Origin of the sequence: Flavobacterium sp. GSA192 (genome assembly GCF_006386525.1) — a bacterium.
In the GTDB taxonomy this organism is placed as follows: Bacteria; Bacteroidota; Bacteroidia; order Flavobacteriales; family Flavobacteriaceae; genus Flavobacterium; species Flavobacterium commune.
Map to the genome: position 1 here is coordinate 451981 of NZ_VAHC01000001.1, position 22612 is coordinate 474592.

The 22612-nt window shown below is 32.9% G+C and carries 25 protein-coding genes and 2 tRNA genes; 14 read left to right on the forward strand and 13 right to left on the reverse strand.

The window, feature by feature from the left end:
- Positions 1–45 precede the first annotated feature (45 nt).
- The 3 genes from FDM27_RS01845 to FDM27_RS01855 form a co-directional block, all read right to left on the reverse strand.
- A complete protein-coding gene (locus tag FDM27_RS01845) occupies positions 46–1077 on the reverse strand; it encodes a LacI family DNA-binding transcriptional regulator (protein WP_140484969.1) in 1032 nt (343 codons plus the stop codon).
- A gap of 283 nt (positions 1078–1360) precedes the next feature.
- The gene (locus FDM27_RS01850) at positions 1361–1615 is read right to left on the reverse strand and encodes a GIY-YIG nuclease family protein (protein ID WP_140484970.1); all 255 of its coding nucleotides are present in this window, start codon (positions 1613–1615) and stop codon (positions 1361–1363) included.
- Positions 1616–1735: 120 nt separating this feature from the next.
- On the reverse strand, positions 1736–1990 hold the full coding sequence (locus FDM27_RS01855; protein WP_140484971.1) for a GIY-YIG nuclease family protein: 255 nt from the start codon (positions 1988–1990) through the stop codon (positions 1736–1738).
- 374 nt (positions 1991–2364) lie between these two features.
- Between FDM27_RS01855 and FDM27_RS01860 the strand changes: the two genes are divergently transcribed.
- Positions 2365–3942, forward strand: coding sequence for a ParB N-terminal domain-containing protein (locus tag FDM27_RS01860; RefSeq protein WP_140484972.1), 1578 nt, complete (start codon positions 2365–2367; stop codon positions 3940–3942).
- Complete coding sequence (locus tag FDM27_RS01865) at positions 3942–4850, forward strand: DNA adenine methylase (protein WP_140484973.1); 909 nt, start codon at positions 3942–3944, stop codon at positions 4848–4850. The genes FDM27_RS01860 and FDM27_RS01865 overlap by 1 nt, the downstream gene beginning before the upstream one ends.
- A gap of 8 nt (positions 4851–4858) precedes the next feature.
- On the opposite strand, the gene FDM27_RS01870 is transcribed toward FDM27_RS01865, so the two are convergent.
- Positions 4859–5071 carry a helix-turn-helix domain-containing protein gene (locus tag FDM27_RS01870; RefSeq protein ID WP_140484974.1) on the reverse strand — a complete coding sequence of 71 codons (213 nt, stop codon included), beginning with the start codon at positions 5069–5071 and terminating at the stop codon, positions 4859–4861.
- A 108-nt stretch (positions 5072–5179) separates the two neighbouring features.
- Here FDM27_RS01870 and FDM27_RS01875 point away from each other — a divergent pair, with 108 nt between their 5' ends.
- The 7 genes from FDM27_RS01875 to FDM27_RS16270 all read left to right on the forward strand — a co-directional run bounded on the left by FDM27_RS01875 (position 5180) and on the right by FDM27_RS16270 (position 10441).
- Positions 5180–5428, forward strand: a complete 249-nt coding sequence (locus tag FDM27_RS01875; protein WP_140484975.1) for a hypothetical protein — start codon at positions 5180–5182, stop codon at positions 5426–5428.
- 8 nt (positions 5429–5436) lie between these two features.
- A complete protein-coding gene (locus FDM27_RS01880; RefSeq protein WP_140484976.1) occupies positions 5437–5763 on the forward strand; it encodes a hypothetical protein in 327 nt (108 codons plus the stop codon).
- Between the two features lie 57 nt (positions 5764–5820).
- The gene (locus tag FDM27_RS01885) at positions 5821–6387 is read left to right on the forward strand and encodes a hypothetical protein (RefSeq protein ID WP_140484977.1); all 567 of its coding nucleotides are present in this window, start codon (positions 5821–5823) and stop codon (positions 6385–6387) included.
- A 498-nt stretch (positions 6388–6885) separates the two neighbouring features.
- A complete protein-coding gene (locus tag FDM27_RS01890) occupies positions 6886–7521 on the forward strand; it encodes a hypothetical protein (RefSeq protein WP_140484978.1) in 636 nt (211 codons plus the stop codon).
- Between the two features lie 297 nt (positions 7522–7818).
- Positions 7819–8481: a recombinase family protein gene (locus tag FDM27_RS01895; RefSeq protein WP_140484979.1), complete on the forward strand. Its 663-nt coding sequence runs from the start codon at positions 7819–7821 to the stop codon at positions 8479–8481.
- Between the two features lie 150 nt (positions 8482–8631).
- Positions 8632–8784, forward strand: a complete 153-nt coding sequence (locus tag FDM27_RS15990; protein WP_181161618.1) for a hypothetical protein — start codon at positions 8632–8634, stop codon at positions 8782–8784.
- Positions 8785–8788: 4 nt separating this feature from the next.
- A complete protein-coding gene (locus FDM27_RS16270) occupies positions 8789–10441 on the forward strand; it encodes a recombinase family protein (protein ID WP_410503833.1) in 1653 nt (550 codons plus the stop codon).
- Here the strand turns inward: FDM27_RS16270 and FDM27_RS01905 are convergent.
- Positions 10401–10473, reverse strand: a tRNA-Met gene (locus FDM27_RS01905). The genes FDM27_RS16270 and FDM27_RS01905 overlap by 41 nt on opposite strands.
- A gap of 111 nt (positions 10474–10584) precedes the next feature.
- Positions 10585–10657: transfer RNA gene (locus tag FDM27_RS01910), tRNA-Met, on the reverse strand.
- A 203-nt stretch (positions 10658–10860) separates the two neighbouring features.
- On the opposite strand from FDM27_RS01910, the gene era reads away from it, so the two are divergent.
- Positions 10861–11742: a GTPase Era gene (era, locus tag FDM27_RS01915; RefSeq protein ID WP_071185076.1), complete on the forward strand. Its 882-nt coding sequence runs from the start codon at positions 10861–10863 to the stop codon at positions 11740–11742.
- Between the two features lie 211 nt (positions 11743–11953).
- Positions 11954–13264, forward strand: a complete 1311-nt coding sequence (der, locus tag FDM27_RS01920) for a ribosome biogenesis GTPase Der (protein WP_140484980.1) — start codon at positions 11954–11956, stop codon at positions 13262–13264.
- Positions 13265–13328: 64 nt separating this feature from the next.
- Here der and FDM27_RS01925 read toward each other — a convergent pair whose 3' ends face one another.
- The 3 genes from FDM27_RS01925 to FDM27_RS01935 all read right to left on the reverse strand — a co-directional run bounded on the left by FDM27_RS01925 (position 13329) and on the right by FDM27_RS01935 (position 14651).
- Positions 13329–13568 carry a hypothetical protein gene (locus FDM27_RS01925; protein WP_140484981.1) on the reverse strand — a complete coding sequence of 80 codons (240 nt, stop codon included), beginning with the start codon at positions 13566–13568 and terminating at the stop codon, positions 13329–13331.
- Between the two features lie 237 nt (positions 13569–13805).
- Positions 13806–14309, reverse strand: a complete 504-nt coding sequence (locus FDM27_RS01930) for a dihydrofolate reductase (RefSeq protein WP_140484982.1) — start codon at positions 14307–14309, stop codon at positions 13806–13808.
- A gap of 6 nt (positions 14310–14315) precedes the next feature.
- Positions 14316–14651, reverse strand: a complete 336-nt coding sequence (locus FDM27_RS01935; RefSeq protein ID WP_071185079.1) for a 2TM domain-containing protein — start codon at positions 14649–14651, stop codon at positions 14316–14318.
- 238 nt (positions 14652–14889) lie between these two features.
- On the opposite strand from FDM27_RS01935, the gene FDM27_RS01940 reads away from it, so the two are divergent.
- Entirely contained in the window at positions 14890–15186 is a 297-nt protein-coding gene (locus FDM27_RS01940) for an isoamylase early set domain-containing protein (protein ID WP_071185080.1), read from the forward strand.
- 98 nt (positions 15187–15284) lie between these two features.
- Here the strand turns inward: FDM27_RS01940 and FDM27_RS01945 are convergent, their stop codons facing one another.
- The 4 genes from FDM27_RS01945 to FDM27_RS01960 all read right to left on the reverse strand — a co-directional run bounded on the left by FDM27_RS01945 (position 15285) and on the right by FDM27_RS01960 (position 18741).
- Positions 15285–16109, reverse strand: coding sequence for a thymidylate synthase (locus tag FDM27_RS01945; RefSeq protein WP_140484983.1), 825 nt, complete (start codon positions 16107–16109; stop codon positions 15285–15287).
- A gap of 51 nt (positions 16110–16160) precedes the next feature.
- Positions 16161–16781 carry a bifunctional nuclease family protein gene (locus FDM27_RS01950; protein ID WP_071185082.1) on the reverse strand — a complete coding sequence of 207 codons (621 nt, stop codon included), beginning with the start codon at positions 16779–16781 and terminating at the stop codon, positions 16161–16163.
- 137 nt (positions 16782–16918) lie between these two features.
- Positions 16919–17887, reverse strand: coding sequence for an electron transfer flavoprotein subunit alpha/FixB family protein (locus FDM27_RS01955; protein WP_140484984.1), 969 nt, complete (start codon positions 17885–17887; stop codon positions 16919–16921).
- 107 nt (positions 17888–17994) lie between these two features.
- Entirely contained in the window at positions 17995–18741 is a 747-nt protein-coding gene (locus FDM27_RS01960; RefSeq protein WP_071185084.1) for an electron transfer flavoprotein subunit beta/FixA family protein, read from the reverse strand.
- A gap of 263 nt (positions 18742–19004) precedes the next feature.
- On the opposite strand from FDM27_RS01960, the gene FDM27_RS01965 reads away from it, so the two are divergent.
- On the forward strand, positions 19005–19982 hold the full coding sequence (locus FDM27_RS01965; protein ID WP_035662453.1) for a pyruvate dehydrogenase complex E1 component subunit beta: 978 nt from the start codon (positions 19005–19007) through the stop codon (positions 19980–19982).
- 120 nt (positions 19983–20102) lie between these two features.
- Entirely contained in the window at positions 20103–22592 is a 2490-nt protein-coding gene (locus FDM27_RS01970; RefSeq protein WP_071186329.1) for a DUF5686 and carboxypeptidase-like regulatory domain-containing protein, read from the forward strand.
- Positions 22593–22612: the final 20 nt, after the last annotated feature.

A 22612-nucleotide genomic window follows, 5' to 3' on the forward strand; every position in this document is an offset into this window, starting at 1 on the left:
CAAAAAACCACGTTAGCAGACATTATGCTTAACGTGGTTTCTTTTTTAGATTCTTTTAGAAGATTCCCGAACCAGTACTTCGGTATTTAGAAAAGTGATTTCTTTGACTTCGTCTTTTTTATTTGATTTTATGTTTTTTAGTATAATTTCGGCCGATGCTTTTCCCATTTTGGCAGCGGGATGCGTAATGGTGGATAAATTAGGATCTATAATTTGTGAGATAGGGTCATTATTAAAACCGATTATAGCTAATTCTTCAGGGATTTTAATACCTCTTTTTTTGGCGGTTTGAATAGCACTAACAGCTATAATATCTCCGGAAGCAAAAATTCCATCCGGACGAAGTTCTAAATCAAATAATTTGTTACTGGCTTTAGCTCCTTCTTCGTAGGTAACTGTTTTCAGATTGACTATTAATTCTTCGATTAAAGACAAATTGTGGTCTTTTAAAGCATCAAGATAACCTCTTTTTCTTTCGCTGTACAAATTACCAAATTCCGATCCGGCGGTAAGATGGGCAATACGGGTGCAACCTTGTTCAATAAGATGTTTTGTAGCCTTGTAACCGGCTGCATAGTTATCAATGATAACCCGGAACGTATTAAAATCTTTGGGTACACGGTCAACAAAAACTAAAGGAATATTGTTGCTCACAAATTGTTGAAAGTGCGAAGTGTCACGTGTTTCCATTGCAAGGGAGCTAATTACACCACTTACTCTACTGCTGTATAAAGACTTTGCTAAACTGACTTCTTCTTCGTAAGAGTCATGTGATTGCATAATAATTACGTTGTATCCTGATTTTTGAGCCGTAATTTCAATACCACTAATTAATGAAGAAAGGAAAGGTTGAGTAACGGTGGGTATTAGAACACCAATTGTATTGGTTTTGTTACCACGAAGTCCTGCTGCCAAAGTATTGGGTACATAACCCATTTCTTCGGCGGTTTTTTTTACTTTCTTTATCGTTTTATCGCTAATTGACGGATGATCTTTTAACGCTCTCGAAATGGTAGAGGTTGCAAGATTCAGTTTTTCAGCGATATCATAAATGGTAATATCTTTATTTTCTTCCATAAACTAAAACGTGTGAATCACAAATATATACATTTTCGAGTAATTGTCTTTGTCGTTTTTTAGGAATATTTCTAGCTTGTGACAATGTTAGCCTGAGGTGAATACAAATAGTAATTTAAACAAAAATATTTTGATGCGTTTGGATAGATTCGAAAAGAGCTATGAATAAGTGATTTGTTTTAAGGTGTGGAAAAAATGTTCTATTTATGTTAAGCTGTTCTGGTAGTCAGCCGCGGAGGAGACTCGAAGCTGTGTCCGCCGTGGCGGATATGAGCTTGACGAGTTATAAGTTTTCGATAATGTTTTTAATAAATTCTCGTCCTATTCCTGTTTTAAAATATTTTTCTCTTTTCATTGCCTCAGATTTAGAATTGAAAAATTCAATATGAATTATAATCCATGGTCTGTATTTGATGGTATGTCCTTTTGTTGCTAAATGATTGTGAGATTTGAAACGTTCAATAATGTTGGAAGTGTATCCAGTGTAGTGTTGATAGAAGTTTTCAGAAAACAGAATGTAAACTACAAATTCATCCATATGTTTTTATTTATAAATATAAATAAAAAAAGCCTCATATTTCTATGAAGTTTTTCTTAGTAGTCCGCCGCGGCGGAGACTCGAAGCTGTGTCCGCCGTGGCGGATATGAGCTTGATGAGTTATAAGTTTTTGATAATGTTTTTAATAAATTCTCGTCCTATTCCTGTTTTAAAATATTTTTCTCTTTTCATTGCCTCAGATTTAGAATTGAAAAATTCAATATGAATTATAATCCATGGTCTGTATTTGATGGTATGTCCTTTTGTTGCTAAATGATTGTGAGATTTGAAACGTTCAATAATGTTGGAAGTGTATCCAGTGTAGTGCTGATTGAAGTTTTCAGAAAACAGAATGTAAACTACAAATTCATCCATATGTTTTTATTGATAAATATAAATAAAAAAAGCCTCATATTTCTATGAAGCTTTTGTAGTAGCGGGTGATTTGAAAAAATCTAACCAGTTTATAGATGATTATTATAAGATTGTTTGTGCTTGTGATTACTTTTAGTATAACGTACCCTTTACAATTGAATTGTCGAATCAATTTATCGAAGATTTGAAGAAATTATCCTTTGCATATCATAGATTAATGAAGGTCGAAAAGTTTTAAAAAGACCATGAACTTCTGTCAAACACATTTGATTAAAAATAAATAATATTATTCTTAATGTTTTTTATATAACATTTAAAAAAAGATTTGAAAAAGCATTATATTGCAAGAAATTTACTCCTTCTAAATTTTTAATATGATAAACTATTCAATTTGGCCTAAGAAAAAAATTAGTGTAACAACTTTACGATTAGATATAAGTAACCCTCGTTTATCTGAAACAACTAAAAAATTAAATCAAAATGAGATAATTGATTATCTCATTGAGAATGAAAAAGTTTATGAGCTTGCTAATGATATAGTTACTAAAGGCTATTTTTTAAATGAACAACCAATTGTCGTAAAAGAAAGTGGTAAATATCATGTTCTGGAGGGAAATCGTAGAGTTTCTGCTTCAAAAATTTTAATGAATCCAGATTTAATAAAAAGCTCAGTAAGAAAAACTAATATAAAAAGACTTTTGAAAACATTTGATTTGTCAATAATTGAAAAATTAGAATGTATAGTGGCTCCAACTAGAGAGGATGCAGATATAATGATTGTAAATCGCCATACAGGTGGTTCAGCAGTTGAAAAATGGGATAAAACAAAACAAGATAGATTTCTATACAACAGATTTGTTGCAGGTGAGTCAGTTGAACAAATGGCTTCTAAATTTCCTATTTCAAAGACTGAAATTAAAAATTCAATTAAGCGATACAATGTTTATAAAGAACTTTGTAATTTAGACTTAGATGATACTGTTAAAAAAGCTGTTTTAGATGAAACTAGTTTTAAAATGACCAATGTAGAAAGAGCTTATCAATTTAAAGAAGGGCTTAACTTTATGGGATTTGATTTTGATGAAACATCTTATTCTTTAATAAAAAAATTACCCAAAGAAGAGTTTGAAAAAAGAATGTCACAAATTGCTATTGATGTAGTTAATGGCGAAATTAATTCGAGGAAACTTAATGATGATGCTGACAAGAGAAACTATTTTAATGGACTTGTAAATTCAGGTAAATTTGACACTTCAATTAATCCTGATATAAAATACAATCACCAACCAGAAGATGAATTAGAAGAAGAATCTGTTGAAGTTCCTCCTGCCGAACCTAAAAGGCCTTTTAAAAATAAACCTCATAACAACAAATTAATGTCTGGAAATACTTTTTTAGATTCTGGGATTAATAGAATTGATGAAATTTTTTATGAACTAAAAGCACTTAATATTAAAACTAATCCAAATGCTGTTGCTGTTCTCTTTAGAAGTTATTTAGATATGCTCTCATATCAATTTCTAAAGAAAACAAATGGTCTTGAAGCTTTAAAATTGGAAACAATTAGTAAATTTAATGCCGACAATGATAAAAAATTTACTAAAGCAAAAGCTAACATTTTAAAATTGAAAGAGGATATTTTGATGGATGTCACTGATGAAAGTTTAAAAAAAGCTATCGGAATAAATGGAGGAATAGATAGGTCAAATTTAGCTCCTTCGTTAAAATATATGCTTACACATATTGCTAATTCAACAACTTTAATCGAAGATGAGAAGTTAAAACAGGCCTTGCAAGGTTATATCAGAAATGATATTAAACTTTTAGGACATAGTGATTTTAACTTATTAGTTCATAATGAATATTATACAGCAGATGCTGAAGAGTTAAAGAAAATTTGGGTCCAAATTTTTCCTCTATTAAATTATTTTGTTATCCAATTAAAAAAATAATGAATTATAGTCCTTTAAGATATCCAGGTGGTAAGACATCATTATATGATTTTTTAAACAAAACAATTAAAGCTAATAATATAGTTGATGGTGTTTATGTAGAGGCATTTGCGGGTGGTGCTGGTGCCGCTTTAAAACTATTAATGCTAGAAAATGTCTATGAAATTCATCTAAATGATAAAGATGAAATGGTGTATAAGTTTTGGCATGCAATATTAAATCATACCCAAGAGTTTATTCAAAAGATTCGAGACTGCAAATTAGATATGGAAGAATGGAATTATCGTAAACAAATTCTTCAAGATGAAAAATTAAGAAATAGTTTAAGTGATATAGAGATAGGTTTTACAACTTTTTTTCTTAATAGGTGCAATCGTTCAGGAATAATAAAAGCAGGTGTAATTGGGGGAAATGCCCAGACTGGAGAATGGAAAATGGATGCCAGATTTAATAAGTCGGACTTAATTTCTAAAATTGAAAAAATCTCCTATTATAAAGACAGAATCAAAATTTATAATCAAGATGCTGTTACTTTTCTCAAAACTATTGAAAAAACTATATCCGATAAAGAGAACCTTCTGTTGTATTTAGACCCCCCATATGTTGAACAGGGAGAGGGACTTTATAACGTTTTTTATAGAAAAGATGACCACTTAAAACTTTCAAAATTTCTACAGAAAAAATCAACTTGTAATTGGTTAGTGTCCTACGATGACAATCCGTTAATTCATAAAATTTATAAAGAAGTACGAAAAAATATTTTTGAGTTTAATTATTTTGCTAATAAGACCAAAGTTGGTAGAGAACTAGTTATTTGTAGTAAAAATTGTAGGATGACAGATAGTTATTTACATTATTCGAAAACTAAAATTTTATTAGAAGAATCAAAAGAAAAAATAGCTATATAAATAGCTTTTTAAAACTTAAATAATTCAATATAATCTACTTTTAATGCATCACATACTTTTTCCAAAGTTGAAAGAGTTGCATTAGCATTGCCATTCTCCAATCTAGACATATTAGATTTCTCAAAATTACATAGAGCCGCTAAATCTTGTTGACTTAGATTTTTTTCAATTCGTATCTGTTGGATACGTTTACCAACTTTCTTTTGTAGGGAAATTTTCAATTTTTTGAGTTATCTTTTATGATAATTCAAATTTTGTTATATATTTGCCAAAACTGGTTATCATAAAAGATAACTGCTATTTTTTCAATAAAATTTAATCATAGAAAAATGAAAAAAACACTACTTTATTTACCTTCTTTTCTGCTTTTTTTGGCAACTACATCATGCTCAAATGATGATAACAAAGACAATGTTTCTGACAATCAGGGCTATTGTAATGTTACAGTTGACGGAGAAACATTACACCATGAATTTGAAGAAGGAGAAACATTTAGCTTAGGTGCGAACAGCTGCGATGCCAATGTAGAATTGACAAGCCAGAATGTTGAGCAGTTTGAAAAATCAAATTATTTTTAGATGTAAGCTTGGTCCATAAACAAACAAAACAACAATTTCAAGGATATAATATAAATAACACCAATGTAAAATCAGAGTTTAACATTTTTAATAGTTGTTATAATAATTTCGATTTAATTGTTGAATATACAGATACCACGACTGATAGAGCATTAAATCTTAATAGTTCAAGTAATAACTTTAGCAAAATAGAAAGTGTTTCAGTTTACAAGGAAAGCATAGAAGAAATTATTTATGCTGTCAAAGGTAAGTTTGAAGTTACCTATAAAAAAGCAGACAATACATTAATTCCTGTAAAAGGAGATTATAAGACATTTATATATGTATTAAAATAATTACTGATTTGCTAAACAATGCGGATAATAAATTTAACTTAAAAACCAAATTAATAAATGAGAAAAGTATTTTTAAAAAGAGAAAACCTAGTTGTAGAATATAAGAAGTCTTTTAGTGTTCTTTTGTTTATGGTAATTCCTTTTTTATTAGTTAGTTGTGATAACTTACCTCTTGATTTAAAACAAAAAGAGTATTCATGTCTTTCCAAATATGATAGATTATTAGTTGAAGAAGATAATACTTCTACTGAAAAATTAATTGTAGATTATACTGAATTAAAAGATGATTTAGTGAGTCTTACTGCTGAATGTAGAAAAAGAGGAATTGTTTGGAATAACGATGAATTAATAAATGAAATTGCTGGTAAAATAGCATCTTTTAAAGAAATGTCGAACAACCATAGCGAATATTATAATGAAGAAACTACCTCTAACGGTTCGTCGTCTTATTCCTCTTCTAAAACATGTTCATGGTGTGGGAAGTCATTTAGCGGAGCACATTATACGCATCTTGGGAAAATGTCAGATTGTTATAGTACGAATTCTTCCACTTCGATAGGAATATATTGCTCGAATAAATGTTGCAGTGAAGCTAGAAAAAGTTCTTGCCCTACTTGTAGATAGCTATAGAACGTTAATATTTTAGAGATTTAAGCCACTCCATAACAGGGTGGCTTTTTGGCTTTTATAGACCATAAATTTGCTATTAAGAATGAAATATTGTTGCTATATTGAGTATCCGAAGCACGTTTGTCGTTAAAGCTCTAATTTCCAAAATAATAGGTAGTCCCTACCCTCAGCCCCCTCCTCACTTATGACTTTTAGACAAAAATCATGCATTTTGAGCTGTTTGTTACCTTTCTTACTAAATAGACTGCATTACACATTCAATCATTCCTACGATATCCTAAGCAGATTTTGGCTAAATTTTCTGGATTATGGGGCTGACTGTATCATTTTGAGACAGTAATTTACAAGTTCCAAAAAATATTTTTCAAAAAAAAGTCCCAATAGGCTACACTTTTACATTCTCTACCGTATTTATTGTTACAGATGCTCGATTAAAAACCTTGTATGGAGTTCTTGTATCTGAATAATAACAAAATAGAAAATAATTTAATCATGAGACTTGAAAATATAATAGAATTTAAAAATACTACCAAAGCCAGTAAAAGTAAGATATACAGATTTTATAAAAAGAATGAAGAGTTATTCTCAGATACTATATTAAGGAATGGGAAGCGACTATTTCCAATAGACCATGCACGATATTTTGACAGCGAAATAATGTTTGACGAAAACAAAATTTTACGCCAAGAAAACCAGTCGATGCGAAATCTTATTGATTGTCTAGAAGATAAGAATAGTTTACAGTATACTTTTTGGCAAATGGAATGGAGTTTCTTTTTTACAGTTGCTTATAAATTGGACCGCAAAAAGAATAGTTGCTTTAAACAGATGCATGGTATGTATGATTATCTTGCTGAAAAGTATGGCAATACCACAGATTTAAGATTGTTCTTTACAACAGAACAATTTACCAATCGAAGGGGGTATCACAATCATTTTGTAATTTATATTGAAGATAAAAAACTGCATGAACAAATTGTAACGGATATTCAAGAATACTTCAACTACGATAGGACAGATGTAAGTATATATGACAGATACAAAGCGGGATTGTTCTATATGGCAAAAGATGGTTTGAATGGGGAAGATTGGGATTTTATTAATACCAATAAAAATAAGTTGTCATGAAAATACGGCTTACCCTTGCACAGCTAAAGAAGATTCTCAAAACCGAAGAATTGAGGTATCCTATCATTTTTAAAGGCGCAAATTTTACTCCCAAAGAGCTTTCAGAGCTTTCACAATTACTGCAATCAAAATCACGAGGCTAAGTCCTCGTTTTTTTATGCCTAGAAATTACTCGAATCACTGTGAAGCCCAGGAAAACCAGGATTTATCTTGTTTATTGAATTCCAGGAATTTACATTTGTTGTGTAATAAAACATAAACGGTCGTCTAAGATTTATTACACCTAATATTTGAGCTATGAAAAAGTATATTGCATATTACAGGGTCAGCAGAAAAGAACAGGGGATTTCGGGTTTGGGTTTATCAGCTCAAAGAAGCTCGGTTCAAAAATATGTTTCCAGTCAAGATGGGATTATTTTGAACGAATACACCGAAATCGAAACGGGAACAAATAAGCGTATTAGAGTTGAAATCCAGAAAGCAATCCAATTAGCCAAAAACGAAAATGCTATTCTGGTAATTGCAAAACTTGACCGCTTGGCAAGAAACGTAAATTTTGTGAGCTCTTTGATGGATGCGGGTATAGAATTTTTAGCAGTAGATATGCCAACTGCTAATCATTTTACTATCCATATATATTCAGCATTGGCAGAGCAAGAAGCCAAATTAATTAGTTCTAGGACCCGATTAGCTTTAGCCGAATTACGCAAAAGCGGGGTTACTCTTGGTAATCCTAAGAATCTTAATAGTGATGCAAGAGCTAAAGGTATTCAAAAGATTAAGGAAAATGCAATCAACAACGATAGAAATAGACAAGCAAAATCGATTATTCAAAACTGTAAGGATAGAGGAATGAGCTACAGAGAAATTGCTGAATATCTTAATCAACTCAATTTTAAGACCCGTCACGGGAATAAGTTTTTTCCTGCTTCTGTATATCAATTATATCAAAAAAAATAGTTTTTCAAGACTTATATTGGTTAAAAAAATAAAAAGGTGTACTCTTTGTTGAAGTGTCATAATGGTGTTATGATACGTGTTGGGTTTTTTTATGTCCAATTTAATCTTCCACCCGATTAAAAAGAATGAGAAGGGTGACTGAGTAAAAAAATGTTTTGCGATGCAAAAAATAATAGTGAAAAATTAACAAAAGAAGAGTTAAGAAAATTTGATGGTTTTGATAAAATATCAGAATCTGAAGTTAATGAAATAATCGAGACCTTATATCAATTAGCGATTATAGGGTATAATTTAAAAGAATAAAATCATGGGAATAGAAAAATTTAAGAAATTTCACAAGGAAAAAATAACAGAAAAAGTTGAAATAAAAGAGATTTGGGGTTATACAAGAGTTAGCTCCAAAATGCAGCTAGTAAATAATAGTTTGGAAGAACAACAAAGAGAAATAACTCAATTTGCTAATGAAAAAGGGTATTCTTTGAAAAATATACTTGGAGGAACTTATGAGAGTGCTAGTGGGGATTTTACAAGAAAGGAATTTACTAAATTACTTGATGAGGTTAAAAGTTCAAAGAAAAAACCTTTTGCAATAGCGATAAAGTTTATAAGTAGATTCTCTAGAACGGGAGGAAATGCTATTACAATAGTACAGGAATTAGTAGATAAGTTAGGGGTCCATCTGATTGAAACGTCATCTGGACTTTGTACTGATGACGAATACAGTAAATTAGATATTTACGGTAAACTTCTTGATGCAAGACGAGAAAACATGGATAGATTGGAGAAGACTATCCCTGGGATGAAAGCTCTGTTAAAAGCGGGTAATTGGCTTGGTAAAGCTCCTCGGGGTTATACGATGCGAGGGAAAAAAGTGGGTGATTATTCTTTGTTGAATGAAACGCAATTAATAACAATTAATGAAGAAGGTGAGATATTGAAAAAAGCATGGCAATGGAAATTAAGAGGTGAAAGAGATTATGTGATTAGCCAGAAATTGGAAAAACGTGGTCTAGTTATGAGGAAGCAAGCTCTAAGCGAGATGTGGAGGAAGCCATTTTATTGTGGTGTATTGGTTAACTCATTAATTGAAGAGCCAATAAAAGGGAATTGGAAGGGATTGGTGAGTGAAAAGGATTTTTTGACTATAAATGATATGCTATCGGAAAATAAAAGGAATGCAGTCAAAGAATACGTAAAAAGTAAGGTTAGTGGTTTTAGACCCTTAACAGGTTTTTTGCGTTGTGAATGCGGATGTTTGCTTACCAGTTATGTTGTTGAGAAAAAAGGGTTGCATTATTACAAGTGTCAGAAATGTAAAAATGCGAGTTTCAATGCTCATACTAGTAAAAAATCTAAAAGTGAAGGTTTGGATAATTCTTTTGAGGATTTATTGTCAAAATATACACTTAACAGTCAATTTATCGAACCTTTTAAATGGCAGTTAAATAAGCTCTTTGATACTATGAATACTGAGGCGAAGGATGAAACGAAGAGTTTGTTAGCGAAGAAAAAAGATTTAGAATGTAAAATGGAAAATTTGGATGAACGTTATTTTAATAATCCGAATTTTGGAGATGAAAAATATAATAGATATGTTTTGCAATTTGGAGCCGAATTAAAGGCTATTGAAGAGCAAATTGAGTTGAATGAAAAAAAATTATCTAACCACAAGATTCATGTAGAAAAAGTAGTCGAAAAAATCAAAAACATCAGTGATTGTTGGGGTAGAGGAGATATTGAGAATAAAATTAGGATTCAAAAACTAGTGTTTCCAGAAGGTTTGTCCATTAGGGCAGAAAACAGGGAATATCTAACCAATAAAGTGAACTCTGTTTTTGACTTAATCCCAATGTTTATAAAGGCTGAGCAAGGTACTAAAAAACAAAAAACCCATCAAAAAGTTGATGGGTCATTCTTAGTAGCGGGAACAGGACTCGAACCTGTGACCTTCGGGTTATGAGCCCGACGAGCTGCCTACTGCTCTATCCCGCGATGTATTTTCAATATGTTTTTAGGACCTGTGTCCGCCGTGGCGGATATGAGCCCGATAACTTTTATTGCGTATTTCGCAAATTGCGATTGAAATTCAATAAAGTTAATTAGTAGCGGGAACAGGACTCGAACCTGTGACCTTCGGGTTATGAGCCCGACGAGCTGCCTACTGCTCTATCCCGCGATATATTTTCAATTTGTCAATTTCTGAACCTGTGTCCGCCATGGCGGATATGAGCCATCTGATTTGGATAATGTTTTATCCTGCGATGTTTCGGGTGCAAATATACAAATAAATTCGACATATACAATGCCGAATTTTAAAAAATGTTTTATTTCGTCTATTGGCTTGATATGACTACCTTTGCAGCATTAAATTATAAGAAAATGACACATAAAGCTGGTTTTGTAAATATTATAGGGAATCCAAATGTAGGGAAATCAACCTTGATGAATGCCTTTGTAGGAGAGCGATTGTCTATTATAACGTCAAAAGCGCAAACTACCCGTCATAGAATTCTGGGGATTGTAAACGGTGACGATTTTCAAATGGTACTTTCGGATACGCCCGGAATTATCAAACCTGCTTATGAAATGCAGGAATCGATGATGGATTTTGTGAAATCGGCTTTTGAAGATGCTGATGTGTTGATTTATATGGTCGAAATAGGAGAGCAGGAATTGAAAGATGAAGCTTTTTTTAATAAAATTATTCATTCTAAGATTCCGGTTTTGTTGTTGTTGAATAAGATTGATAATTCTAATCAGGAGCAATTAGAGCAGCAAGTGGCTTTCTGGACTGAGAAAGTGCCGAATGCAGAAATTTACCCCATTTCGGCTTTACAAAACTTTAATGTACCGGAAGTTTTTCAAAGAATTATTTCGTTATTACCGGATTCACCGCCTTATTATCCAAAAGACCAATTGACCGATAAACCGGAACGTTTTTTTGTGAATGAGATTATTCGCGAAAAAATCTTATTGAATTACAGCAAAGAAATTCCGTATGCTGTAGAAATTGTAACGGAAGAGTTTGTTGAAACGGATACTATTATTCGTATTCGTTCGCTGATTATGGTCGAAAGAGATACTCAAAAAGGTATTGTTATTGGTCATAAAGGAGCAGCTTTGAAGAAAGTAGGAATGGATGCCCGTGTGGATTTAGAGAAGTTTTTCGGAAAACAAATTCACATTGAATTGTATGTGAAAGTCAATAAAAACTGGAGAAGCAACGCTAATATGTTGAAGCGTTTTGGTTATAACCAGTAATCAATGGTCAGTCCCGAAGCTTCGGGTGTAGTAATCAGTTTTCGCATTTTAATAACTGAATACTTAATGCTGAATACTGCAAACTAAAGTGTACCTTTGCAAAAAATTAAAACACCGCATTTTGGATTTGTTAAACTAATATGTGATTTAGTCTGCAAAATCTAAAATATATCCCGATAGCTATCGGGACTGAAATTTAAAATTCAAAAAAATGAATAACATTGTTGCGATAGTAGGAAGACCTAATGTAGGGAAATCAACCCTTTTTAATAGGCTGATACAAAGAAGAGAAGCTATTGTAGATTCAGTATCTGGGGTTACCCGTGATAGAAACTATGGTAAAAGCGAGTGGAACGGAAAAGAGTTTTCTGTAATTGATACCGGAGGATACGTTCGCGGATCAGATGACGTATTTGAAGGGGAAATCCGTAAACAAGTCGAATTGGCTATCGATGAAGCCGATGTTATCATTTTTGTGGTGGATGTAGAAGAGGGGATTACCCCAATGGATGAAACTGTGGCTAAATTGTTGCGTAAAGTAACTAAGCCGGTTTTGTTAGCAGTAAATAAGGTGGATAACGCTATGCGTGAGAAGGATGCTGTGGAATTTTACAACCTTGGTTTAGGAGATTATTACACTTTTGCCAGTATTTCCGGAAGTGGAACTGGGGATTTATTGGATGCTTTAATCGATGCTTTTCCTGAAAAACCGGAACCTGTTCAGGAAGAAGTGATTTTACCACGTTTTGCAGTTGTAGGACGTCCTAATGCCGGTAAATCTAGTTTTATAAACGCACTTATTGGCAAAGACCGTTTTATGGTTACGGATATTGCAGGAACAACCCGTGATGCTATTGATACTAAATTTGATCGTTTTGGTTTCGAATTTAACTTAGTTGATACGGCGGGAATTCGTCGTAAAGCGAAAGTAAAAGAAGATTTAGAGTTTTATTCGGTGATGCGTTCGGTGCGTGCTATTGAACATGCTGATATTTGTATCCTGGTTATTGATGCGACTCGTGGATTTGAAAGTCAGGATCAAAATATTTTTTGGCTGGCTCAAAAAAACCGTAAAGGTGTTGTAATTTTAGTGAACAAATGGGATTTGGTAGAAAAAGATACCATGTCAACTCGTGATTACGAGGAGCAAATTAAAAAAGAATTAATGCCATTTACCGATGTACCTATTCTTTTTGTTTCGGCATTGACTAAACAACGTTTGTTAAAAGCCTTAGAAGCTTCGGTAAAGGTATTTGAAAATAGACAACAACGTATTTCAACTTCAAAATTCAACGAATTCATGTTGAAAGTAATTGAAGCTTATCCGCCACCAGCAACTAAAGGAAAATATGTGAAGATTAAATATTGTATGCAGTTGCCATCACCAACTCCTCAGTTTGTGTTTTTTGCTAACTTGCCGCAGTATGTTAAAGAACCGTACAAGCGTTACCTTGAAAATAAAATTAGAGAAAATTGGGATTTCTCAGGTGTTCCAATAGATATCTATATTAGAGAGAAATAATAGAAAAGTCCCATTCCGAACAATCGGAATGGGGACTTTTTTTTGGAATAAAATGATTAAGAATTTAATTGTCTTCTTCGTCTTCCAGCGTGTCCATCGGATGATCTTCGTACCAATCTTTAAATGTTTTATTGGTTTTGTATTTATCCGTGAGTACGCAGTACGTCATGTAAGGAATCAAAATTACACCTATAAGATGTAAAGTCATTATAATTCTCAAATCAACATTCGTTTGATTGAGACCAGCAAATACAAATACATAAGCCGTTGTAAACCATACCAGTTTGATAGCAAAATTTTTCATAGCCCCATTTTCTCTTAAAGTTACGATTTTTAAACGGAAAATAGGGTTAAATGTCTTTTAATCAATTAGTTGGTTTTTTTTGGGATTGTGAAATCTTGAAATCAAATTTATAGCAAATATTGCATTACTCAAATATGTATTAAGCATATCTAAAAGGATAAGGTACAAACTTACATCAGTAGATCTTTTTAATACTTTGAAAAATTCACATAAAAACAATAAGAGGATGTTTGGGAATTACTTTTCGGACGGTCTTTTTTGTTTTCGGATGTAAGTGTCAAAGCTGTAATCGTAGAGGTGTTTTTCGTCTTTGGGCTGAAAATCACTGTTGATTAATTCCCAGTCTTCCAATTTAATTTCTGGGAAAAAAGCATCGGCTTCAAAGTTGTGATGCACTACCGTAAGTTCAATTTTATCTGAAAAAGGTATGGCTAGCTGATAAATCTCGCCTCCGCCAATAATGAAAGATTCTTCTCCTTCCGGGCATTTTTCAATAGCTTTTTCGATACTATCTACAACAATACAATCTTCGGCTTTGTAATCCGTCTGACGCGTAATTATAATGTGTGTGCGATTAGGTAATGGTTTTGGGAAGCTTTCAAAAGTTTTTCTTCCCATGATAATATGATGTCCTGTTGTCAGGCTTTTGAATCTTTTAAAATCGTTAGGTAAATGCCAAATCAATTGGTTGTCTTTTCCCAATGCCTTGTTTTGGGCAGCGGCAGCAATCATTGTAATCATTAGTTTTTATTTTGTAGAGGATTCTTCGTTGATTTGGTCGTTTAATTCGGCTATCTTTTTTTCCTGTAGGGCAATTAATCGGTCAATTTGTTCTTTTTCCCAATTTTTGCTCATAAAACGATCGGTTATAAAAACTTTGATAAAGTGTAATATAAAAAGAAATAACCAGACTGTAATTAACCAAATGTGCCAATTTGCATCTTCGTTAAAGTGAAAAACTTCGGTAGATACAAATAAAAACAGGCTGGCTAAAAACAATACAACAAAATGAAAATAGACTCTTTTTTTTTGTGTTATACGTTTTCTGGCGTATTCGTACAATTCATATTGTTCGGTTTTCATAGGCTGTTTTTTTTGACTATAAAGATAAAATTTAATTTGGAAATGCCGATTTGTACTATAGAATATTTAGCTTTTAGTCTCTTGCTTTTTTGTATTTTGAAAATATAAAGCTTTTAAATTTGATGAATTGGTTTGTTTTTAACAGTTTATTAAGCATTATCCTAAAACTTACTTTTGGGTATTTAAACTTCGATTAAATTGACTTACTTTGTCTCATAAATCTAAAAATGAAATAGTTATGCCAATTAAAAAACAATTTGTAAAGTCAAAACCAGTTTGTAAAGTTACATTTTCTATAGAAGCTAAAGAAGCGACTCAAGTTTCGGTTATTGGTGATTTTAATAATTGGAATCCTGAAGAAGGTGCTTTAAGTAAATTAAAAAACGGAACTTTTAAAGGAGCTTTTGATTTGAATAAAGATGCCGCTTACGAATTCAAATATTTAGTTGACGGAGAATATATCAACGAAACAGAAGCAGATTCTTTTAAATGGAATGAATTTGCAGGAACAGAAAATAGCGTTTTAGAGGTTTAATCTAAAATGCTTTTTTTTTATTCTAATAAAAAATTCCAAATTCTAATTTTATCCCGATAACTATCGGGATAAAATTAGAATTTGGAATTTCTATAATTTTAAACCGCTACGCTCCCTTTTATGGTTTCGTGTGGTTCATAACCTACGAGGGTAAAATCACTGTAATCAAAATCAAAGATATTTTTAATCTCCGGATTTAAAATCATTTTTGGTAATGGTTTTGGTTCGCGTGATAATTGCAATTCCAATTGCTCAAAGTGATTGTTATAGATGTGTGCGTCACCAAAAGTATGGATGAATTCTCCTGGTTCTAAGTCGCATACCTGTGCAATCATCATGGTTAATAGTGCATAAGAAGCAATGTTGAATGGAACTCCCAGAAAGATGTCGGCACTTCTTTGATAAAGTTGGCAGGACAGTTTTCCATCGGCAACATAAAACTGAAAGAACGCATGACACGGAGGTAAAGCCGCTTTGTTATTGGCTACGTTTTCTTCAAATGATTTTGTTGTATCGGGTAAAACCGAAGGATTCCAAGCCGAAACCAGCATTCTGCGGCTATTAGGATTGGTTTTTAATTCTTGGATTAAATTGGAAATCTGATCGATTTCTTCACTGTTCCAGTTGCGCCATTGATGTCCGTAAACTGGACCTAAATCGCCATTTTGATCTGCCCAGGCATCCCATATTTTTACATTATGTTCTTTAAGATAACCAATGTTGGTTTCGCCTTTTAAGAACCAAAGCAATTCGTAAATAATCGATTTAAGATGTAGTTTTTTGGTGGTAACCATTGGAAAACCTTCGCTTAAATCAAAACGCATTTGGTAGCCAAATACACTTTTAGTTCCGGTGCCGGTTCGGTCGCCTTTTTGGCAACCGTTTTCCATAACATGTTTTACTAAATCTAAATATTGCTTCATTGCTTTGAATTTGCTTATTTGTTGATTTGAATGATCGAATTGACGTTTAAATTAGGATTCTCTTTTTGAAATTTCGTCTCTTATTTTTGCTGCTTTTTCATAATCTTCCTGTTCTACAGCCTGAATTAATAAGTCGTTTAATTCCTGAAGACTGTATTTGATGTAAGCGCGACCGCTTTCGGCTTCGGCGGTAAAAGATTCCGGATTTGAAATCACATCATCCATTGGCTGATTTTCCTTGTCGGAATCAGTAGGATTCGTTTTTAAATAAATTCCAGCTTTATCAAGAATGTTTTTATAGGTAAAAATAGGAGCATTAAAACGCAAGGCTAATGCGATAGCATCAGATGTTCTGGCGTCTATAATTTCTTCTATTTTGTCTCTTTCGCAAATAATACTGGAGTAAAACACACCGTCAACGAGTTTGTGAATAATAACTTGTTTGACAACAATATCAAATCGTTCTGCAAAATTTTTAAACAAATCATGAGTTAATGGACGTGGCGGCTTGATTTCTTTTTCTAAAGCAATAGCGATAGATTGTGCTTCGAAAGCTCCTATTACGATAGGTAGTTTTCTTTCGCCATCTACTTCATTCAAAATCAAAGCGTAGGCTCCATTTTGTGTTTGGCTATATGAAATTCCTTTTATGGATAATTTGACTAAGCTCATAATTGTTGAAATGAAAAAGTATTTTAGTTTTGTTGGCTAGTTTTAGGTTACAATATTAATTAAAAATTCTGCCAATAAGCAAAGATACGATTATCTTATTTTATTAGGCAGAATTATTTTAATAAGGAGTTAGGGTGTTAAGCGTTTTGCGCCTTAAAAGCCTTTAGTTTTTCGATTAATCTAGGAACAACATCAAAAGCATCCCCTACAATTCCGTAGTCGGCAACTTTAAAGAAAGGTGCTTCGGCATCAGTATTGATAACTACTTTTACCTTAGAAGCATTGATTCCGGCAATGTGCTGGATAGCACCCGAAATTCCAACTGCAATGTATAAATTAGTTGCTACCGGTTTTCCTGTTTGTCCTACGTGTTCAGCGTGTGGTCTCCATCCTAAGTCGGAAACGGGTTTAGAACAGGCTGTTGCAGCTCCTAAAACAGCAGCTAAATCTTCAATTAAGTTCCAGTTTTCTGGTCCTTTTAATCCGCGTCCGCCGGAAACTACAATGTCAGCATCGGCAATAGATACTTTTCCTGATGATTTTTCAACTGATGCTACTTTTATTCCAAAATCATTATCTCCAATGCTTGGATTGAAAGCTTCTTCTGTTAATGTTGAGGCATTTTCGAAAATACCATAAGAGTTTTTAGCCAGACCAATTACTTTTACCTCGGTATTGATTTCTGTTATGTTGAATGCTTTGTTTGAAAAAGCATTTCTTTTTACCTGAAAAGGAGCAGTGCTTACCGGTAATCCTACTACGTTTGAAGCAAAACCTGCTTCCAGATTTACGGCTAACAATGAAGAAAGATAGATGCTGTCAGTGCTGGAAGAAAGAATAACTAATTTTGTGTTTTCTTGTTGGGCTGCTTGTTTGATAACGTCAGCATAAGCTTTGGCGTTAAAACCGGCTAATTTGTCGTTGTTTACTTTTAATACTTTGTCAACCCCGTATTTTGCTAATTCGGCAACGTTTTCAGTATTGATAGTTAAGGCAGTTACTGTAGTTCCTAAAGATTCAGCTACTTTTTTTGCGTAAGAAGCGATTTCGAATGTTACTTTTTTAAATTTTCCTTCTGCAGATTCTGCATATATTAATATTGACATATGATTTTAGATTTTAGATTAACGATTTTAGATTTTAGAGGTGAATCAAATGGTGATTTTTAGATTTCGTATTGCAATCAGCAATCTAAAATCTAAACTCTACAATCTTAAATCACTTTCGCTTCGTTGTGTAATAAGTCGATTAACTCGTCTAAATTATCTGGGGAAACCATTTTTATTGCCGATTTTGGAGCCGGTTTTTCAAATTTTACCGCTTTGGTGTTTATGGCAGCGTCAACCGGTTCAACAACATTTAATGTTTTTGTTCTGGCAGTCATGATTCCTCTCATGTTGGGGATACGCAAATCTTTTTCTTCAACGATTCCTTTTTGTCCGCCAATGATTAAAGGTAAAGAAGTGGTAACAGTTTCTTTTCCTCCGTCAATTTCGCGAACCGCTTTTACATTTGTACCATCAACAGCAATGTCAATACAGGCGTTTAAGAAATTGTATCCTAAAATACCGGCAATCATTCCGGGAACCATTCCTCCATTATAATCAAGAGATTCTTTTCCAGCAATAACTAAATCGTAAGCTCCTGATTTGATAACTTCAGCTAATTGTTTGGCAACAAAAAATCCGTCAGTAGGAGTAGCATTGATACGAATGGCTTCGTTAGCTCCGATTGCTAATGCTTTTCTTAATGTAGGTTCGGTTTCAGGACCGCCCACGTTTACTACAGTTACGGTAGCTCCTTGTTGTTCTTGAAACCAAATAGCACGTGTTAATCCAAATTCGTCATTAGGATTGATTACATATTGTACGCCGTTAGTATCAAATTCGGTATCAGCGTTTGTAAAGTTGATTTTTGAGGTAGTATCAGGAACATGACTGATGCAAACTAGTATTTTCATGTTGGGATATTTTATAAATTTCGTAGATTGAGTTACAAAATTAGAATAATATTTCGAATAATTTAGTATGAATAAAGACTAAGCATTGTTGCAATAATATTTTTATTTGTTTGATTCGTGTAAAATAGCAGAATAAATGCGAGATATTCACATACCTAATCTAAGATGTTAGAATTTATGGAGGATTATTTAAGTTAATTTGTGTTTTAAATGGTTTAAAATATTTATTTTTGCTCTTCAGAAAATTCAACATACAATATAATATGAGAACAATACAATTTAGAGAGGCCATTTGCGAAGCGATGAGCGAAGAAATGCGTCACGATGAATCCATATATTTAATGGGCGAAGAAGTTGCAGAATACAACGGAGCATACAAAGCTTCAAAAGGAATGCTGGCTGAATTTGGCGAAAAAAGAGTAATTGATACTCCAATTGCTGAGCTTGGTTTTACAGGAATTGCAGTAGGATCTGCTATGAACGGTTGTCGTCCTATTGTAGAATACATGACTTTCAACTTCTGTTTAGTTGGTATTGATCAAATTATAAATAATGCTGCTAAAATGCGTCAAATGACAGGAGGACAATTTAATGTGCCTATCGTTTTTCGTGGACCAACTGCTTCTGCAGGTCAATTAGGAGCTACTCACTCACAGGCTTTAGAAAACTGGTTTGCTAATACTCCAGGATTAAAAGTGATTGTACCTTCTACTCCTTATGATGCTAAAGGACTTTTGAAATCAGCTATTCGCGATAATGATCCTGTAATTTTTATGGAATCTGAGCAAATGTATGGTGATAAAGGTGAAGTGCCAGACGGAGAATATGTAATTCCTATTGGAGTTGCTGATGTTAAAAGAGAAGGAACTGATGTAACAATTGTTTCTTTTGGAAAAATCATCAAAGAAGCTTTTATTGCTGCTGATGAATTAGCTAAGGAAGGAATTTCTTGTGAAGTTATCGATTTAAGAACGGTTCGTCCAATGGATAACGAAGCGATTTTAAAATCAGTTAAGAAAACAAATCGTTTGGTAATTCTTGAAGAAGCTTGGCCATTTGCAAGTATTTCTTCTGAGATTACTTATATTGTACAAGAACAAGCTTTTGATTTCCTTGATGCACCAATTCAAAGAATTACAACTGCCGATGCTCCGGCACCTTACTCTCCGGTATTATTGAAAGATTGGTTGCCAAACGCAGCTGATGTTGTGAAAGCAGTAAAGAAAGTAATGTATAAATAATACATTAGTAAATACTATTAAGGCTTCATCTTACGTTAGTTTGATGAAGCTTTTTTTTTAAATTTTAATGGGAGTTTGTTGCAAACAAACCTCAATAAAAAGCAATAAATGTCAACCTGTATGAATAAGAAGTACCTATTTCTAGCTCTGTTTTTTGTATTGTCTGTTTTCTCAACACTTTTTGCCCAAACAAAAGTGAGCGGTATAGTGGTAGATAAATCCAATCAACCCGTTCCTTTTGCAAATGTTGTTTTTAAAGGTTCGAATATGGGAGTTATGTCTAATGAAGACGGACGTTTTTATATCGAATCGCCTGCTACTTATACTGTTTTGATAGTGACTTCTGTAGGGTTTTCAGATACGGAAATTACTTTGGACAAAGCCGTAAATTATAATTTTAAGGTATTACTAAAAGATGTCGAGGAATTAAAAGAGGTGGTTATTTACTCTGGAAAAACTTCTAAAAAGAACAATCCGGCATTAGATATTCTTAGGAAAATTTGGGAAAGAAAGCGAAAAAATGGTTTGTACCAATTTGATCAGTACCAAATGGAGAAGTACGAAAAAGTAGAGTTTGATATGAATACTATTGATAGTGCTTTTATGAAAAACAAAATCTTCAAAGGAATGGAATTTGTTTTTAATCATATTGATACTTCGAGAGTTACCGGGAAAACGTATCTGCCTATTTTTATCAATGAATCGTTAATGGATGTTTATGGGAATAATAAAATAAATAAGGTAAAAGAAAAATTAAAGGCTAATAAAAATTCTGGATTTAGTGATAATCAGCAAATTTTATCTTTTATTAAGGATTTGTATTCGAATTACGATATTTACAACAACCACCTTACTTTTTTTGACAAAAGTTTCACCAGTCCATTGTCTAAAACGGGTATAGATGTCTATAGTTATGTTCTTAGAGACAGTGCTTTTATTGATAAAAAATGGTGTTACAACATTTTGTTTTATCCAAGACGTAAAAATGAGCTGACTTTTAAAGGCGATTTTTGGGTGAACGATACCACTTTTGCCATCAAAAAAATCAATATGGCAGTGACTAAAAGTGCCAATATTAACTGGGTAAAAGATATTTATATCGAACAGGAATTTGAAGTGCAAAACGATTCGGTCTTTTTGTTGACCCGCGATCACATGATGTCAGATTTTGCTTTGAATAAAAAAGATGAGTCTAAAGGGGTGTATGGAAAACGTACTACCTTGTATCAAAATCATCAATTCAATATCGAAAAACCGGCTGCTTTTTATAGAGATGAGGTTAATTATATTGATAATGAGGTTTATAATCGATCGGAGAAGTATTGGGATGACAATCGTTTTGAAAACTTAAATAAAGACGAGAAAGGAATTTATAAAATGCTGGATACCTTGCAAACAGTCAAGAAATTCAGGCAATTGTATAATTTGGTCTCTATTTTAGGTAGTGGATATGTACAGTTTGGGCATTTTGATTACGGGCCTATTTTTTCCACTTTTGGTTACAATGAAGTAGAAGGAATCCGAATTAGAACAGGGGGAAGAACTTATTTTGGTCCTAATGACACCTGGCGTTTACAAGGATATACAGCCTATGGTTTTGATGATAATAAATTCAAATACGGTTTGTCAGGAAAATGGATGGTGGATAAGAAGAACCGAATTATCATTTCAGGTGGAAATAGACGGGATGTGGAGCAAATAGGTGCCAGTTTAACAACTACTAACGATGTTTTGGGCAGAAGTTTTGCTTCTTCTTCATTGGTTTCAACAGGAAATAATGGAAAGTTGACTAATATTAATTTGTCTAATTTGTCGGTTGAAATGGAGCCTGTAAAAAACTTAATGTTTCAAATGGGATTTTCGTACAGGACATTAGAATCGGCATCGGATACTTTTAAGTTGGATTATTATACTGATGCAAGCCAAACCACCACAAGAAGTGATGTTAAGCAATCAGAGGTTAATTTGCAGTTAGAGTTAACTCCTAACCGAAAAATGATAGGTTACGGAGTAGAAAGAAGTACTGTAGATAGTCCTTTTAGCCGTTTTTATGTTAATTATAGTCATGGTTTTAAAGGCCTGTTTGATAGTGATTTTAAGTATGATAAATTACAGTTGTATTATAGACAGCCTATTATTATTGGACCATTAGGACGTACTAATCTTACTTTGGAATTAGGAAAAACTTTTGGAACAATTCCGTTAGGATTGATGAGTGTAATTCCCGGAAACCAGTCATATTCTACTATCGAAAACACTTTTAATAACCTTAATTTTTACGAATTTGTTGCCGATCAATACAGTACGTTGCAATGGGAACATAATTTTGGAGGACGTGTGTTTTCAAGAATTCCATTTATGAGAAAGCTAAATTGGCGAGAAATAATTGGGGCAAAAGCAGTTTACGGAACAATTTCAGATGCCAGCAGAGCCATTAATGCTTCGGGCTTAGTGTATGCCGCTCCCGAAGATGTGTATTGGGAATACAGTGCAGGAATAGGCAATATTTTTAAAGTATTTCGAATTGATTTTACCTGGAGAGGAAATTATTTGAATACACCTGATACGCAGAAGTTTTCTGTAAAAGGTTCGTTTGGATTTTATTTCTAAAAATCACGAAATCTAAAGCA